Origin of the sequence: Halomonas sp. H33-56, assembly GCF_040147035.1 — a bacterium.
GTDB lineage: Bacteria > Pseudomonadota > Gammaproteobacteria > Pseudomonadales > Halomonadaceae > Halomonas > Halomonas litopenaei.
This window is the reverse complement of the sequence record NZ_JAMSHP010000001.1, coordinates 1,747,152-1,764,076: the sequence shown is the minus strand read 5'-3', so window position 1 is coordinate 1,764,076 and position 16,925 is coordinate 1,747,152. Positions and strand designations below refer to the sequence as shown.

13 protein-coding genes are annotated in these 16,925 nt (G+C 66.4%); 4 read left to right on the top strand and 9 right to left on the bottom strand.

The genetic code is table 11. From position 1 onward, the window contains the following. Positions 1–179 precede the first annotated feature (179 nt). A complete protein-coding gene (gene rne / locus NFH98_RS07680) occupies positions 180–3,728 on the top strand; it encodes a ribonuclease E (protein WP_349622444.1) in 3,549 nt (1,182 codons plus the stop codon). 140 nt (positions 3,729–3,868) lie between these two features. Here the strand turns inward: rne and murB are convergent, their stop codons facing one another. The 7 genes from murB to NFH98_RS07645 form a co-directional block, all read right to left on the bottom strand. Continuing rightward, on the bottom strand, positions 3,869–4,840 hold the full coding sequence (gene murB / locus NFH98_RS07675) for a UDP-N-acetylmuramate dehydrogenase (protein ID WP_349622443.1): 972 nt from the start codon (positions 4,838–4,840) through the stop codon (positions 3,869–3,871). A gap of 26 nt (positions 4,841–4,866) precedes the next feature. Next, complete coding sequence (locus tag NFH98_RS07670) at positions 4,867–5,337, bottom strand: low molecular weight protein-tyrosine-phosphatase (RefSeq protein WP_124804364.1); 471 nt, start codon at positions 5,335–5,337, stop codon at positions 4,867–4,869. A 23-nt stretch (positions 5,338–5,360) separates the two neighbouring features. Further along, positions 5,361–6,140: a 3-deoxy-manno-octulosonate cytidylyltransferase gene (kdsB, locus tag NFH98_RS07665; RefSeq protein ID WP_045993396.1), complete on the bottom strand. Its 780-nt coding sequence runs from the start codon at positions 6,138–6,140 to the stop codon at positions 5,361–5,363. A 14-nt stretch (positions 6,141–6,154) separates the two neighbouring features. Continuing rightward, complete coding sequence (locus tag NFH98_RS07660) at positions 6,155–6,376, bottom strand: Trm112 family protein (RefSeq protein ID WP_349622442.1); 222 nt, start codon at positions 6,374–6,376, stop codon at positions 6,155–6,157. 41 nt (positions 6,377–6,417) lie between these two features. Further along, the gene (gene lpxK / locus NFH98_RS07655; protein ID WP_349622441.1) at positions 6,418–7,470 is read right to left on the bottom strand and encodes a tetraacyldisaccharide 4'-kinase; all 1,053 of its coding nucleotides are present in this window, start codon (positions 7,468–7,470) and stop codon (positions 6,418–6,420) included. Continuing rightward, on the bottom strand, positions 7,471–9,207 hold the full coding sequence (gene msbA / locus NFH98_RS07650; RefSeq protein ID WP_045993428.1) for a lipid A export permease/ATP-binding protein MsbA: 1,737 nt from the start codon (positions 9,205–9,207) through the stop codon (positions 7,471–7,473). Positions 9,208–9,352: 145 nt separating this feature from the next. Further along, positions 9,353–11,698 carry a DNA internalization-related competence protein ComEC/Rec2 gene (locus tag NFH98_RS07645; protein WP_349622440.1) on the bottom strand — a complete coding sequence of 782 codons (2,346 nt, stop codon included), beginning with the start codon at positions 11,696–11,698 and terminating at the stop codon, positions 9,353–9,355. 288 nt (positions 11,699–11,986) lie between these two features. Between NFH98_RS07645 and NFH98_RS07640 the strand changes: the two genes are divergently transcribed. Beyond that, entirely contained in the window at positions 11,987–12,520 is a 534-nt protein-coding gene (locus NFH98_RS07640; protein WP_045993394.1) for a DUF2062 domain-containing protein, read from the top strand. Between the two features lie 204 nt (positions 12,521–12,724). Here NFH98_RS07640 and NFH98_RS07635 read toward each other — a convergent pair whose 3' ends face one another. Then, complete coding sequence (locus NFH98_RS07635) at positions 12,725–13,456, bottom strand: ABC transporter ATP-binding protein (RefSeq protein ID WP_045993393.1); 732 nt, start codon at positions 13,454–13,456, stop codon at positions 12,725–12,727. Next, entirely contained in the window at positions 13,449–14,690 is a 1,242-nt protein-coding gene (locus NFH98_RS07630) for a lipoprotein-releasing ABC transporter permease subunit (protein ID WP_045993392.1), read from the bottom strand. Before NFH98_RS07630 ends, NFH98_RS07635 begins: the two co-directional genes overlap by 8 nt. Positions 14,691–14,832: 142 nt before the next feature. Here NFH98_RS07630 and NFH98_RS07625 point away from each other — a divergent pair, with 142 nt between their 5' ends. Continuing rightward, positions 14,833–15,897: an agmatine deiminase family protein gene (locus NFH98_RS07625; RefSeq protein WP_348827897.1), complete on the top strand. Its 1,065-nt coding sequence runs from the start codon at positions 14,833–14,835 to the stop codon at positions 15,895–15,897. After that, complete coding sequence (locus NFH98_RS07620) at positions 15,894–16,796, top strand: carbon-nitrogen hydrolase (RefSeq protein ID WP_348827896.1); 903 nt, start codon at positions 15,894–15,896, stop codon at positions 16,794–16,796. The genes NFH98_RS07625 and NFH98_RS07620 overlap by 4 nt, the downstream gene beginning before the upstream one ends. Positions 16,797–16,925 lie beyond the last annotated feature (129 nt).

Below are 16,925 nucleotides of genomic sequence, written 5' to 3'. Positions count from 1 at the left end.
AGACACGTCCTCCCTCCGCCCCGTACTCAACATGATCATGCCGTGACGTTCCTGATGAAGTAACGTCGCGGCCGGGCGCAGCTTCCGCGACATGCGCTGAGCACAAGCACGCTGCACCAACGGTTCACCCTTGCCGTTGCCCATGGGCGCCCTCCGGCGCGCCCATATTGCGAGACAACATGAAACGGATGCTCATCAACGCGACCCAGCCCGAAGAGCTGCGTGTCGCCCTGGTGGATGGACAACGCCTGTACGACCTGGACATCGAATCCGGTGCCAGGGAACAGAAAAAAGCCAATATCTATCGCGGCAAGATCACCCGCGTGGAACCCTCCCTCGAAGCCGCCTTTGTCGATTTCGGCGCCGAACGCCACGGTTTTCTGCCCCTCAAGGAAATTGCTCGCGAGTACTTCGTCAAGGAGCCTTCCGGCCGCCCCAGCATCAAGGAAGTACTGAAGGAAGGTCAGGAAGTCATCGTTCAGGTCGACAAGGAAGAGCGTGGCAACAAGGGCGCCGCCCTGACCACCTTTGTCAGCCTGGCCGGCCGCTTCCTGGTGCTGATGCCCAACAACGCCCGCGCAGGCGGCATCTCGCGTCGCATCGAGGGCGAGGAACGCGCCCAGCTGAAGGAAGCCATGGGCCAGCTCAGCGTGCCCGACAAGATGGGCCTGATCGTGCGTACCGCCGGTATCGGTCGTTCGCCCGAAGAGCTGCAGTGGGACCTCGACTATCTGGTACAGGTGTGGGAATCCATCACCGAGGAAGCCGGCAAGCGCGCCGCCCCCTTCCTGATCTACCGCGAGTCCAATGTCATCATTCGCGCCATGCGCGACTACCTGCGCCAGGATATCGGCGAGGTACTGATCGACAGCCCCGAGGTGCACCAGGAGGCGCTGGCCTTCATTCGCCAGGTGATGCCGTCCTACCAGCAGAAGATCAAGCTTTACGCCGACGAGGTGCCGCTGTTCTCGCGCTTCCAGATCGAGTCGCAGATCGAGACCGCCTACGAGCGTGAAGTGAAGCTGCCCTCCGGCGGCTCCATCGTGATCGACCACACCGAGGCGCTGGTGTCCATCGACATCAACTCGGCGCGAGCGACACGCGGCAGTGACATCGAAGAGACTGCGCTGCAGACCAATCTGGAGGCGGCCGACGAGATCGCTCGCCAGTTGCGCCTGCGTGACATCGGCGGCCTGGTGGTCATCGACTTCATCGACATGGGGCCAGCACGCAACCAGCGCGAGGTCGAAAACCGCGCTCGCGATGCCCTCAAGCTCGACCGCGCCCGGGTACAGATCGGCCGTATTTCGCGCTTTGGCCTGATGGAAATGTCGCGTCAGCGTCTGCGCCCGTCCCTCGGCGAAACCAGCGGCGTGGTATGCCCCCGCTGTGACGGCCAGGGCACCATCCGTGACGTGCGTTCGCTCTCGCTGTCGGTCATGCGCCTGATCGAAGAAGAGGCCATGAAGGAACGCAGCGCTCAGATCCGCGCCATCCTGCCGGTGCCTGTCGCTACCTATCTGCTTAACGAGAAGCGCGCCATCCTGGCCGATATCGAGCGTCGCCAGGGCGTCCGCGTGGTCATCCTGCCAAGCCCGGACATGGACACCCCCCACTACGACGTCCAGCGTCTGCGCGACGACCACGTCGACGAGGAAGGCACCGCCAACGCCTCCAGTTTCGAGCTGTCCACCGACACCGAGGTCGGCAAGGAGCCCGACGCCGCCTTCGGCAAGCCGGTGCAACGCGCCGAAGCCGCGGTCAAGAGCGTGGTCCACAACGCTCCTGCCCCCGCTTCCTTGAGCCAGGAAGAGGCTGCCAGCGAGGACAAGCCCGCACAGCCCAGTCGTCAGCCCAGCGCTCAGGGCGCTCAATCCGGTCGCCAGGCCTCGTCGTCCAGCCGCAGGCAGAGCAGCCCTCAGGCTAATCGCCAGTCAGGCCGTCAGAGCCCCGCAGAGTCTCGTCAGGCGGTTCAGAACGCCGGCCTGTTCGGTCGACTGGTCAAGGGCTTCGCCCGCTTCCTCGGCGGCGAGGAAGAAACCAGTAACGGCGCCGCGAGCGGCAGCCAAGGCTCGAGCAGCACTCGCACTCAGTCCTCGAGTCGCGACGACAATGCTCAACGCGGCGCCCAACAGCGCAGCGACAACGGCCAGCAGCGCGGTAGCGACACGCGCCAGCGCAGTCGCCGTGGTGGCAGCCAGAACGGCCAGCGTCAGAGCACCAATAGATCCAACCGTAGCGATGGCAACAGCCAGGACCGTCGCCAGCAGGATCGCCGTCAGCCGGCCGCCAAGAGCGACGGCCGCACCGACGCTCGCAGCGAGACTCGAAACGACGCACGCACCGACAGCAAGGCAGACACTCGAGCCGACAGAAATGACGGCAACGACAACCGCCAGCGCTCTCGCCGTGACGACAATCGTCAGCAGGACAACCGCCAGGCTGAAGGACGTCAGCAGGAGGGTCGTCAGCAGGAGGGTCGTCAACAGGAAAACCGCCAGCCGGATAGCCGCAAGAGCGACGACAACAAGTCGCCCCGTTCCGCCAGCCGCGGTGAAACGCAGCAGGCAGATGCTGCCAGCAGCGATGCTGCCAAGGACAGCAAGCCCAAGCGCACCCGCAACAATCCGCGCAACCGCAGCCGCAAGCACGCCATCAACCCGGAGGCGCTGAAAGAGCAGCAACGCCTGCAGGCGGAAGCGGCCGCGGCTCAGGAAGCTCAGCCCGATGCGGGCCAGGCAAGCGCTACGGAAGCTACGGCCGAACAGACCCAGCCCGAAGCAAAAGCCGAAGCAAAAGCCGAAGCCAAGGCCGAAGCCCCCAAGGCTGACGCCAAGACTGGCGCCAAGGCCGAAGCCTCCAAGACTGAAGCCCCCAAGGCTGACGCCAAGACTGACGCCAAAGCCGAGGCTCCCAAGGCGGATACCAAGCCCGTCGCCAACGCCGCGGCTCCCAAGTCGGACGACGCCAAGCCCGTAGAGAAAGACGAGCCAAAGACCGAAGCCAAGGCCGAGACTCCCAAGGCTGACGCGCAGCCTGCAGAGAAAGCCGAGCCGAAAGCCGAAGCCAAGGCCGAGACTCCGAAGGCTGACACCAAGCCTGCAGAGAAAGCTGACGAGAAAGCCGAGCCAAAAGCCGAAGCCAAGACCGAGACTCCCAAGGCTGACGCGCAGCCTGCAGAGAAAGCCGAACCGAAAGCCGAAGCCAAGGCTGAGGCTCCCAAGCCCGAGGCTCCCAAGACTGAGGCCCCCAAGGCTGACACCAAGCCTGCAGAGAAAGCTGACGAGAAAGCCGAGCCGAAAGCCGAAGCCAAGGCTGAGGTCCCCAAGGCCGAGACGCCAAAGGCCGAGACTCCCAAGGCTGACACCAAGCCTACAGAGAAAGCCGAGCCGAAAGCCGAAGCCAAGGCCGAGACGCCAAAGGCCGAGACTCCCAAGGCTGACGCCCAACCTGCAGAGAAAGCCGTAGCAAAAGCTGCAGAGAAAGCGGAGGCACCCAAGGCCGATGCCAAGGCGGAAGAGAAAGCCGAGGCGCCCAAGACTGACGCCAAGGCCGACGACGCCAAGACAGAAGCCAAGACTGACGCCAAGGCCGAAGACGACGCCTTGAGTGGCGCCACTGATGATGGCCAGGCGCCTCGCCGCCGTCGCCGTCGCCGGGCCCACAACGACCCGCGCGAGCGTCGCAAGCTCGAGGCCGAAAAGGCAAGTGACGGCCACAACAGCTGATCACTCGCCGGAAAGCAAAACGCCCGCGTCCAAGGACGCGGGCGTTTTCATTTATGCGCTTTCGTTACTCACACAGCGCCTCCGGTGCCGGCAAGTCAGTGCTGGCCAAGTCAGGTGCTGGCCAAGTCAGGTGCTACAAATCAGGCCAGGCGCGGCTCTCGCTCGAGCGTCACACCGAAGCGTTCGGCGACCCGCGCCGACACCTGGTCGGCGAACGCCAGCAATTCCGTGGCATTGCCGCCACCGTGGTGCACCAGCACCAGCGCCTGACGATCATGGACGCCAAAGTGACCCTGTCGCCAGCCCTTGAGGCCGCACTGATCGATCAGCCACCCCGCCGCCAGCTTTACCCGTCCGTCTTCCAGCTCATAGGCCGGCATACCCGGATAGCTCTCGCGCAGTGCCCCGGCACGCGCTGCCTCGACCACAGGATTCTTGAAGAAGCTGCCGGCATTGCCGAGCTGCTCGGGGTCGGGCAGCTTCTCGCGGCGCACCTGGCAGACCGCCTCGGCCACCGCCAGAGGAGCGGGGTTCTCCCCCACCCGGGACGCCAGGTCGCCGTAGCCAAGCTTCGGCGCGCCGTGACGGCTGACCCTGAGGGTGAGATCGGTGATGATGACCTTGCCGTCCCACTCCCCCTTGAAGCGGCTCTCCCGATAACCGAAGCCACAGGCACCAGCCGGCAAGCTTTCCACCGCGCCACTGTCGCGATGGACCAGGGTCACCGACTCCAGCACATCGGCGAGTTCGACACCATAGGCACCGATATTCTGTACCGGTGCCGCACCGCAGTGCCCGGGAATCAGTGCCAGATTCTCGATGCCCCACCACCCCTTCGAGGCCAGCGCCATGACCAGCCGATGCCAGTTGACGCCGGCGCCGACATGCACCAGGGCGTCCTGCCCGCGCCGCTCGACCCACCAGTAATCGAGGCGCGGTCGCAGCGTCATCCCCGGCAGATAGTCGGGAAGAATCAGATTGCTGCCGCCGGAGAGCAGCGTGAGTCGCTGGTCCTCGACCTGCCTGACCAGGGTGGCGAGCTGATCACGGCTGAAGACGTCGACGACCTCTTCGGCGATACAGGGCAGTCCCAGGGTGTTGGCTCGGGTCAAGTCCTGATCGAGGCCTATGACGGGCCTCAAGAGGACGCCCCCAGACGCTGCGACAAGGTGGCCACCAGGCCATCGGCGGCTCGCTCGATCATCGCGTAGACGCCATCGAAGCCGCCCTCGTAGTAGGGGTCCGGCACCGCAACGCCGGGCTCCCCGGCGAACTCCATCAAGAGGCCGATATGGGCCTGGCAATTCGCCGGCGCCTGGCGCTCGAGCACGCTCAGGTTGTCGGCGTCCATCGCCAGCAGGTAGTCACATGTTTCGAAATCGGCGGCCTCGAGCTGGCGACCGCGCAGGGCCGACAGGTCGATACCCCGTTTGCGCGCGGCCTGCTGGGCGCGGGCATCCGGTGGCTCACCTACGTGCCAGGGCCCGGTGCCGCAGGAATCCAGCACCACCCGGTCCGCCAGACCGTGCTCCTCGAGTCGCTGCCTCACTACCCCCTCGGCGGTGGGCGAGCGGCAGATATTGCCCAGACATACGAACAGTACCCGCATGCTTGTCTCCTGATCGTTGGCCTTCACTGGTCCGGCGACGTCTGCTGGCCGGCGAAATGGGCGCGAACCCGCTCAAGATCCTCGGCGGTGTCCACCCCCGCCCCGGGCGTCTGCTCGGCCAGCGCCACCTGGATGGCGTGCCCATAGTGCAGCGCGCGCAACTGCTCGAGCTGTTCGAGCTGTTCGATGGGAGCCGGCAGCCACTGGCTGAAGGCCCGCAGAAAGCTCGCTCGATAGGCATAGAGGCCGATATGGCGTAGCCAGGCGTCGGTGGTGAGCAGCGTCGGAGGCTCACGAAAGCCCTCCCGGTCCCAGGGCATCGGGGCGCGAGAAAAGCTCAGCGCCCTGCCCGATGCGGCCCGGGTTACCTTGACCACATTGGGGTTGAACAAGGTGTCGACGTCGCCAATGGACTCGGCCAGGGTCGCGACCGAGGCGCCCTCGTCGCGCATCAGCCGCCCCGCCACCTGATCGATCAGTTCGGGCGGCAACAGCGGTTCGTCCCCCTGGACGTTGACCAGCACCGCCTCGTCCGGCAGCGCCAGGCGCTCGACCACCTCCGCCAGCCGATCGGTCCCGGTGGTATGGTCCTCGCGGGTCATCACCACCTCGGCGCCCAGTTCGAGCATCACGCTTTCGATGCGCGCATCGTCGGTGGCGATCACCACTCGACTCGCCGAGGAGCGCCGGGCCTGGTCCCAGACCCGGGCGACCATGGGGCGGCCGGCGATATCCGCCAGCGGCTTTCCGGGCAGACGACTCGAGCCGTAACGCGCCGGTATGACAACGATAAAATCCTGCATCGGCTAGCGCTCCTTCACGTCTGGTCCGTGCTGGAGGCGCCCCGCCCGGGGTTGGTCTTGAGGGTCTGGTCGACCTCCATGACCCGCGCCTCCTCGACCAGCATCACCGGGATGCCGTCACGGATCGGATAGGCCAGGCCATCGAACTGGCAGCATAGCTCGCCGGCATCGCGGTCGTAGCGCAGCTTGCCCTGGCACTGGGGGCACACCAGCATCGCCAGTAGTTCCTTGTCCATCATCGTTTCTCCTGTTGAATTTGAGCCTTCGGCGGCAGTGCTCAGTCACTCTGCCGCTGCGCGATCCCGGTATCATGAGCGACCTGCGCATCGTCGGTGCCTCGCCAGGCGGACACTCGCCGATCGAACCAGGCCACGAAGGACGCCTCGGGTCTAGCCTCGACATCCAGGGCCCAGCAATCGTCGGGAACAAAGCTTCGACACTTGACCGCATCCTTGGCGGTCATCACCACAGGTCGCTGGTCGCTGGTCGTCAGGTCGGCCGGGCTGAACCGGTGGTGGTCGGAAAAGGGGGCCGGTCGATGGGCGACCCCCAGCTCCGACAGGGTGGTAAAGAAACGCTCCGGATGACCGATCCCTGCCACCGCGGTGACCGGCGTGGCGAAAGGCAGCGGCGTCAGTGGACGCCGCTCGTCGTCACCGACCCTGCGCCAGCAGGCGGGCTCCAGTTGCATGGTGAAGCCGTCGGCGGCAAGCGCGCTCGACGATTCGCCGTTGACGATCAGCGCGTCGATGCGCTCCAGCCGCTCCAGCGGTTCGCGCAGCGGCCCTGCCGGCAGGCAGCGCCCGTTGCCGAAGCCTCGCTTGCCGTCCACCACCACCACCTCGAGATCACGCCCCAGGGCATGGTGCTGAAGACCGTCGTCGGTGACGATGACGTCACAACCGGCATCGATCAGGCACTGGGCCCCACGCGGGCGGTCCGGGTCGACCACCACCGGCAGTCCGGTCTGATCGGCCAGCATTCGCGGCTCATCGCCGCTGGCCGCTACTGGTGTATCGGCGGCAAGGTGCAGCGGGTAGCCATCGGCCTTGCCACCGTAGCCCCGTGACAGAATCCCGGGGCGAAAGCCGCGTTCAGCCAGGTGCCGCCCCATCCAGGCGACCAGCGGCGACTTGCCGGTGCCGCCGAGAGTCAGGTTGCCGACCACGATGACGGGTACCGAAGCGCGCCACACCGGCTTGTCGCCACGCGCAAAGGCGTCGGCTCGCCGGCGTACCTCGCGGCGATAGAGCGCCTCCAGCGGCCGCAGGACGGCAAGCCAGGGAGCCCCACGATAGGCCGCCTCGAGCCAGCGCTGCCCAAGCCCCATCTACGCCTCCTGGAATTGCAGCTGGTGCAACGCGGCGTAGGCACCGCCGTCGCGTTCCAGCAGCTCGGCGTGGGAGCCCTGCTCGATGATCTCGCCCTGCTCCATGACCAGGATGCGGTCGGCCCGTTCGATGGTCGACAGGCGGTGGGCGATGACCAGGGTGGTGCGATCCTTGCAGACCTCTTCCAGGGCCGCCTGGATATGGCGCTCGGACTCGGTGTCCAGCGCCGAGGTCGCCTCGTCGAGGATCAGGATGGGAGCATCCTTGAAGATCGCCCGAGCGATCGCCATGCGCTGACGCTGACCACCGGAGAGCATCACGCCGTTGTCTCCGACCAGCGCCTGGTAGCCGCCGGGCATGCGCTCGATGAACTCATGGGCGTGGGCGGCGCGGGCCGCTGCCTCGATGTCAGCAGGATCGGCATCGGGGACCCCGTAGGCGATGTTCTCGGCGATGGTGGCGTTGAACAACGTCACCTGCTGGGACACCAGCGCAATCTGCTGTCGCAGCGCCGTCAGCTGGTACTCCTCGATGGGGGTGCCATCGATCAGGATACGCCCGCCCGTCGGTCGGTAGAAGCGCGGCAACAGGCTGACCAGGGTCGACTTGCCGCTGCCCGAGCGGCCGACGATGGCCACCATCTCGCCCTTGCGCACGTCCAGGTCGATGCCCTTGAGCACCTCGGGCTGATCGTCTCCGTAGGCGAAGCGCACCTGTTCGAGCTGTATCCGCCCCTGCAGGCGCTCGGGCATCAGCGTTCCGGTGTCGCGTTCCTCAGGCTCGTCGAGCAGCCCGAACAGTTCACTGGAGGCAGCGATACCCTTCTGGATGGTGCCGTTGATCTCGCTGAGCGAGCGAATCGGCTTGGCCATCAGCGAGGCGGCGGTGATGAAGGCCACGAATTCGCCCGGCGTCATGTTGTCCATCAGCGCCGGTGACATGGCAAGCCACACCAGCAGCGCCAGCGACAGTGCCACCAGCATCTGAATGACCGGGGTGCTGGTGGCCTTGGTCAGGGCCTCCTTCAGGCTCTGGCGACGGTTGACTTCACTGGCGTCGTGGAAGCGCCCCATCTCGTATTTCTCGGCGCCGTGGGTACGCACCACGCGGTAGCCGGTCAAGGCCTCGGAGGCGACGTGGGTGACGTCCCCCATGGAGCGCTGGATGCGCTTGGAAATGCGCCGAAAGCGCTTGCTGGCGTAGCTCACCACGCCACCAATCAGCGGCGTCACGGCCATGAACAAGAGCGTCAGCATCCAGTTGGTCCACAGCAGATAGCCCAGCAGGCCGAGTACAAACAGGCCCTCCTGGAGGATTACCGTGATCGCCTTGGTGCCTGCGCCGGTCACCTGCTCCACATGGTAGGTCACCCGCGAGATCAGGTGGCCGGAAGAATGATTGTCAAAGAAGCGCCCCGGCAGGCGCAGCATATGGTTGAAGACGTCACAGCGCAGCGCGTGCACCATGTTGCGTGCGACGTTGCTCATGAAGTAGGTGCCGAGAAAGGTGCCGACACCCCTGGCGCCAAACATGCCGACGACGAACAGCGGCAGAAACAGACGAAAGGCGGCGTCGGGATTCTGGATGCCATCGATCAGGCGCTTCATCATCTCGGCCAGGGCGGTACTGGACGCCGCGTAGATGGCGTAGCCGACCACGGCGACGAGAAAGGACTTCCAGAAGGGTTTGACGTAACCAAGAAGACGCTTGTAGAGCGTCCAGCCGGAGTATTCGATCACGTTGGCTCCAGTTGCGAGGGAATCGGTCCTGTCTGGCCGCCACGGATGGCCAGGTGGCGATCACCCGGGCCCGCACGGCCGTCTGCCGCCGACAGCGGACGCGGCGTCGCTCCTGGCCGGCCGACACACAGGGCAGTGAGATTCAGTGCCGCGATTCTACCCCATGGCAGGGGCCTTCGACACCGCCACCGGTCAGACGGGGATGGATACCCTGCGCCGCCGCTATCCCGACCTGCGACAGGAGGATGTTCACTCGCCCATCCACAGCGGTGTCCATCAGGCAACTGCCGGCGCGTCGCAGGCGACGCACCACCTGGTCGGCAGGATGACCGAAGCCATTGTAGGCACCGCGGGAAATCACCGCCAGGCGGGGCGGCCTGGCCGTCACCAGGGCCTCGCCGGTGCTGTCCGCGCTGCCATGATGCCCCACCACCAGTACCTCAGGCGCCAGCGGCAAGCGAGGAATCAGAAAGCGCTCGACGCGTTTTCCCGCATCGCCGGTAAGCAACACACTGCCACCGGCGGTACTCACCAGCAGCACGCAGGAGCGATCATTGCTGCCATGCCCGGCAACGTCGCTTGCCGTTGCGCTGCCGGCCGAGGCAGGCGGCCACAGAAAGGTGAAGTCGACACCGTCCCAGCGCCAGCCCTCGCCGGCATGACAAGGGTGTCGCGGCGCGTGCGCCGACAGCGCCAGCGTCTCGCCCTCGGGGTACCACCAATGAGCCACCCGATGCTCGCGCACCAGGCTGGCGAGTCCTCCTGCGTGGTCCTGGTCGGCGTGGCTGATCACCACCTCGTCGAAGGCTTGCGGAGATGCCCAGATGGACGCCAGCGGCGTAAAGCCGGAGCGAAAGCGAGGACCGCTGTCGTACAGCAGTCGATGACGGGCGGTGATCAGCTCCACCATCAACCCCTGCCCCACGTCCCAGACCATCAGCCGCACCTCGCCCGGTCCGGGCCTGCCACCGAAGGCCGGAATCATCGCCATGGCCGCAACAAGTGCCAGGACGCTTGCTGATCGCAGCCCGGCACCCAGGCCAGGTAGCAACAGCAGCGCGCCCAGGCCCAGCAGCAGAATACCGAGTGTCCAGCGCCCTCCTTCTCGCAGCGACAGACCGGGTGACAGTTCGGCGAACATCCGCAACGACGCCAGCATCACCTCAAGGCCCGCTTCGAACAGCCACCAGCTCGCCATCGCCGCCTCAGACGACACCGTCGACAGCACCCAGCCCAGCATCCCCAGCGGCACCAGCACCAGCGTCACCAGGGGCACCGCGACCAGATTGGCCAAGGGGGCCAACGGCGCCACTTGACCCATCGCCAGCAGCACCAGACCCGCCATGGGTAGCGCCAGCAACAGCTGGGTACGCAATAGCGCCGCCAAGGCACCCTTGAGCCCGGACGGCACCTGCCTGCCCTGCCACATCAGGATCAGCAGGGCCACGGCACCGAAGGACAGCCAAAGCCCGGGGCGCCACAGCGCCAGAGGATCCCACAGCACGACCACCGCCCAGGCCAGTGCCCAGCCCTGCCACGGCGAAGGAGAATGCCGCCCCCCGGCCACCCAAAGAGCGATAAGGACCATCACCAGTGCCCGCAGCGCCGGCGGTTCGGCGCCGACCAGCCAGACAAAGCCGGTGGTGGCCGTTGCGGCGGCCAGCCACGGCCAACGCAACAGCCGCCAGCGCCCCGGCTGAATCAACCGCGCCACCAGTCGCGACAGGGTCAGCGCCAGCGCCGCCACCAGGCCCACGTGCAGCCCGGACACCACCGCCAGATGGGTCGTCCCGGTGGCGTTGAGCAGCGCCCAGTCATCGGCCTCGAGCCGCTCGCCACGGCCCAGGGTCAAGGCCGCCAGCCAGCGCTGCGTCGTCTCATGCAGCGGCTGGCCATCGAGCTGTCGCAGTAACACTCGGCGTGGGTCCCGGGGTGCGGCGGCCAAGCGTTGCGGCGGCGGCTGTGCGATGACCGACCCGGTGGCGTGGATGCCTTCCCGCCACAGCCAGCGGCGATAGTCGAAGCGCCCGGGATTGGCGAGGCCACCAGGTGGGCGCAGTCGTACATCGAACCGCCAGCGCTCACCGACGGCCATTATCGTGTGCGCTGCTGCCGGCGCGGCCCCGACCTCGCCGTCCATGGGGCTATAGCGACTGACCCGTATCCGCTCGAGTCCCGAGCAGTCAGGCAGTCCGGCTTCCAGGGGACGGCAGCTCTCGACCCTCATGGTCAGACGCTGCAGGCCATCGCTCTGGCGACTTGCCAACACCCGCCCCTCGACCGTCAGCGGCACCCCGGCAAGCCCCGAGGGCAAGCGGGCCGCCTGCTGCTGCAACAGACAGCCAAGCACCCACAGCCCGGCCAGACACACCAGCAGCGCCGCCGTCCGGCGCAAGGCCAGTGATACCAGTGCCGCCGCTGTCAGCAGATTCAGGCCGAGGGCGGCCTCGGGCAGCGTCAGACCGGCGCCTCCAAGGACGCTGCCCAAGGCCAGCGCCCATGCCAGCGAGAGGGAACAGGTGCCTTGACAGGAGCGGCCTGGCGGCCGACGTATCGATCGTTGCCAATCTTCGTCAGATTCCATCGCCCTCTCTCTGGAGCCCTGGAGGCTTGGGGCCCCGAAGCCCTGGAGCATTGGAGCCCTGGAGGCTTGGGGCCCCGAAGCCCGGCAGCCTGTCGGCGGCGTCGCGCATGCCCATCGTTGGCCGACGTCATGGCAAGGGCGGCGGCTTGTATGGATAATAGCCACGCATCCGCAGCCTCGAGCTGATTCGCCATGCCGCGTCGACTACTCAAGCGCTATCTGCCCTCACCGGACGCCCTGCGCCGGCAGCGCTCGCTACGCTTCATGGCGCACCTGATCGCCGACCCCGCCCTGTGGGTGCTGACGCGCCGCAGCGTGGCCAACGCCTTCAGCGTTGGCCTGTTCAGCGCGCTGCTGCCGATCCCGTGTCAGATGGTCGTTGCCGCCCTCGGTGCCCGTGTCGGACGCTGCAATCTGCCGCTGTCGGTGGCTCTGGTGTGGATCACCAACCCGCTGACGATGCCGATCATCTTCTACGCCAACTACTGTCTCGGCGCCTGGCTGATGCAACGCCCGGCGCTGGAGGCGCCCCATCGGCTGACCACCGACTGGCTGCAGTCCCAGTTGCTGGACATCCTGCCGTCCCTGCTGATCGGCTCGCTTGTGGCGGCGATCGCCGTCGGCGGCCTGGCCAACCTGGTGATACGCCTGCTATGGCGCTGGCAGGTGGCACGCAGCTGGAAGGCACGCGCGCGCCGGCGACGCCGCAGGACCCAGCCGCACTGAACCAACCACACTGACTCAACCGCATCGACCCAGCCACACTGCCCCAGCCGCACTGACTCAGCCTGCGCAAAAGGCCCTGCTCGGCCCGGCGCCGTTCCCGCTGGTCTGCCGAGAAAGCCCGGACAAGCAATCCCCTACGAAAGAAGGCCCCGATGCGATTGCATCGGGGCCTTCTTCTGGCTTCTTCTGGACGCTGCGAAAGACCTACTCGGCGTGCAGCTTGCCGTTGTCGAGTCTCAGCACGCGGTCCTGATGGGCGGCCAGGGCCGGGTCATGGGTGACGATGACGAAGGCGCAGCGAGCGCTGGCGGCAAGCTCATCCATCAGCGCCAGGATGCTGGCGGCGGTGTGCTTGTCGAGGTTGCCGGTGGGCTCGTCCATCAGCATCAGGCTGGGATCGGTGACCAAGGCCCTGGCGATCGCCGCACGCTGGCGCTCACCGCCGGACAGCTCGCCGGGCTTGTGTTCGGCCCTGGGGCCCAGCCCTACCTTGTCCAGCAGAGCACGCGCCTTGTCCTCGGCGTCACGCTTGCGGCTACCGCGAATGATCAACGGCAGCGCCACGTTCTCCAGCGCCGAGAACTCCGCCAGCAGATGGTGGAACTGGTAGACGAAGCCGATGTGGCGATTGCGGAAGCGCCCGATCTCGGCGTCGCCCATCTTGTGCAACACGGTGTCGGCCACCCGTACTTCGCCGGCGCTGGGGCTGTCGAGGCCTCCGAGCAGGTTGAGCAGGGTGGTCTTGCCGGAGCCGGAACTGCCGACCACCGCGACTCGCTCGCCGGCGTGCACCTTGAGCTCGAGCTGGTCGAGCACCACCAGGTCGGCGGGACCTTCATCGTAGACCCTGGACAACTCGCGGCACTCGAGCATCAGATCGTTGCCGGCGGGGGTCGACGCCTCGACACCAGGCTTGGCGATTACCGAATCATTCATAGCGCAGCACCTCGGCAGGCTGGACCCGCGCCGCGCGCCAGGCCGGATACAGGGTGGACAGGAAAGTCAGCACGAAGGCGGCCCCCACGATCTGATAGACATCGCTCCAGATCAGCTGGGACGGCAGGTCACTGATGAAGTAGACCCCCGCGTCGAGGAAGTGGATACCCAGGGTCGACTCGACGAAGGCAATGATATCGGACACCGTCAGCGCCAGCAGAATACCCAGCGCGACCCCGATGACGATACCGATCACCCCGATGGCGATACCCTGGACCATGAAGATGCCCATGATCGAACCCGGGGTGGCGCCTATGGTCCGCAGGATGGCGATGTCGGCGTGCTTGTCGGTCACCACCATCACCAGGGTCGAGACGATATTGAAGGCAGCCACGGCGATGATCACGGTCAGCAGCAGGCCGATCATGCGCTTTTCCATCTGGATCGCCTGGAACAGGTTGCCCCGGGTGAAGGTCCAGTCGTAGCCGCGATAGCCACCGCCCAGCTCATTGACGATGGCCTGGGTCTCCTGACCGGCCAGGAACAGATCGTCGAGCTCCAGACGCAGCCCGCCAATGCTGTCACCCATGCGCGCCAGGGTCTGCATGTCCTCGATGTTGGCGTAGGCCAGGTTGGCGTCCAGGTCGGCACCGACACTGAAGATGCCACTGACGGTGAAGCGCTTGAGCCTGGGGAAGACGCCTGCCGGGGTGATCGAGGCCTCTGGCACCAGCAGGGTCACGCTGTCCCCCACGTCGACGTTGAGGTTGTTGGCGAGGATGGAGCCGAGCACGATGTGCCACTCCCCTGCCTTGAGGTCGTCCAGCGAGCCACGCGACATGTTCTCGTCGACGATCGACACCCGGCTCTCCCACTCGGGCTCGATGCCGTTGACCATGGCGCCCTGATTGCGCCCGGCCACCGAGAACATGCCCTGCTGCTGGATATAGGGCGCCGCCCCGATGACATGTTCGCGCTGGGTCAGGCGCTCGGCCAGGGGCTGCCAGTCGGTCATCCCACCGGCCTGTTCGATCTGGGTGTGGGGCACCATGCCCAGCACCCGCTGGCGCAGCTCCCGGTCGAAGCCGTTCATCACCGAGAGCACCAGGATCAGCACCGCCACGCCCAGGGTAAGACCCAGCATGGAGGTCAGCGAGATGAACGAAATGAAGTGGTTGCGTCGCTTGGCTCGCACATAACGCAACCCGATCAGAAAGGGCAATCGATCAAGCATGGACTCGTTCCTTGTCGGCGGGCCGTCATGGTACGGTTTTTTGCGAGCGACTGCATCGCCATGGCAGAGGAATTGCGAGATCCTTGCATCTTCGGTCACAGCCGCCTACATTTCGCCGTTTCTTGGCCCCAGGACATCACCCATGCCCCGCCTGCTACCCGAATGGCACCCTCAGGATGCCGTCCAGCTGACCTGGCCCCGCCGCGACAGCGACTGGGCGCCGACGCTGCCCGCCATCGAGGCGATGCTCGAGCAGCTCGCCCTGATCATCAGTCGTTATCAGAGCGTGATCATCGGGGTGCCCGACCACGCTACCGGCGAGGCGCTGTCAGGCCGCCTGGTGGCCCGAGGCGCGCCACCCGAGCGTCTGCGCCTGACCGTGGTCGACGCCGACGACACCTGGGCCCGGGACCATGGCCCGCTGGCGACCGGTGACGGCAACGGCGTTACCTTCCATGACCTCGGCTTCAACGGCTGGGGCGGCAAGTTTCCGGCCGATCGCGACAACACCCTGACCCGCCAGCTCAAGGATGCCGGCTTGATCGCCTGCGCGACAAGCGATAGCGCGGTGATCATGGAGGGCGGCGCCCTGGAGACCGATGGCGAGGGGACGCTGCTGACCACCGAGGCCTGTCTGCTCAATCCCAACCGCAACCCCTCGATGTCACGGGCCGATATCGAGACCTGGCTGGCCGAGACGCTGGGCATCCACCGGGTGCTGTGGCTCTGCCACGGACATCTCGAAGGCGACGATACCGACAGCCATATCGATACCCTGGCGCGCTTCTGTGATCCCCAGACCATCGCCTATGTGCGCTGCGATGATCCGAGCGATGCGCACTACGCCGAGCTCGCCGCCATGGAGCGCGAGCTCAAGGCGCTGACCCGCGCCGACGGCTCGCCCTATCGCCTGGTACCGCTGCCCTGGCCTGGCGCCTGCCATGACGCCGAGGATGGCCACCGCCTGCCGGCCACCTACGCCAACTTCCTGATCATCAACGGGGCGGTGCTGGTGCCGGTCTACGGCGATCGTCACGACCTGGCGGCACTCGACGCCCTGGCCGGGGCCTTCCCCGACCGGGATATCATCCCGGTGGACGCCAGCGCCGCCATCGTTCAACACGGCAGCCTGCACTGCCTGACCATGCAGTGGCCCCAGGGGGCTCTCGCCGCCGCCACCACCACCGCCGAAGGAGACCGCCGATGACGCGCCAATTGACCGTAGGCCTGGTCCAGCAACCCGCCTGGCCCGACAAGGCCAGAAGCCTTGACGCCAGTGAAGCGAGTATCCGCGATCTCGCAGGCCGTGGTGCCAGACTGGTGATGCTGCAGGAACTCCACGCCACCCACTACTTCTGTCAGTACGAGGATCCGGCCCTGTTCGACCTGGCGGAGCCGCTGGACGGGCCCACCGGCACACGACTGGCCGAACTCGCCGCGGAGCTCGACATCGTGCTGATGGGCTCGCTGTTCGAGCGCCGCGCGCCGGGCATCTATCACAACACGGCGGTGGTCTACGACGGCGCCAAGGGCGCGGTGGGTCACTACCGCAAGATGCATATCCCCGACGACCCGGGCTTCTACGAGAAGTTCTACTTCACCCCCGGAGACCATGACGCCACTCTCGGACAAGGGTTCACCCCCATCGACACCTCGGTGGGCCGGCTCGGGGTACTGGTGTGCTGGGATCAGTGGTACCCGGAGGCCGCGCGCCTGATGGCCCTGGCCGGTGCCGAACTGCTGCTCTACCCCACCGCCATCGGCTGGGCGCCGGGCGACGACGACGCCGAAAAGACGCGCCAGAAGGACGCCTGGACGCTGATCCAGCGCAGTCACGCCGTGGCCAACGGTGTCCCGGTGCTGGTCGCCAACCGGGTGGGCCACGAGGAGGATCACTCGAAGGTCAGCGAGGGCATCGACTTCTGGGGCGGCAGCTTTGTCGCCGGGCCCCAGGGGGAGCTGCTGGCCCACGCCGGCACCGAGCCCGAGACCCTGCTGGTGACCCTGGATCTCGACCATGGCGAAAACGTGCGGCGGATCTGGCCCTACCTGCGGGACCGGCGCATCGACGCCTATGGGGACCTGACCCGCCGCTACCGCGACTAAGGCTTGCCGCCAAAGAGCCGGGCTTCGTCGACTTCTCGCATAAAGCCCAGGGCTTGTACGAAAAGCGCCGACGCTCGTCGAGCTTGAGAACAGAGCCACGCGGCAATGGAACGACATGCTCCTGAACGC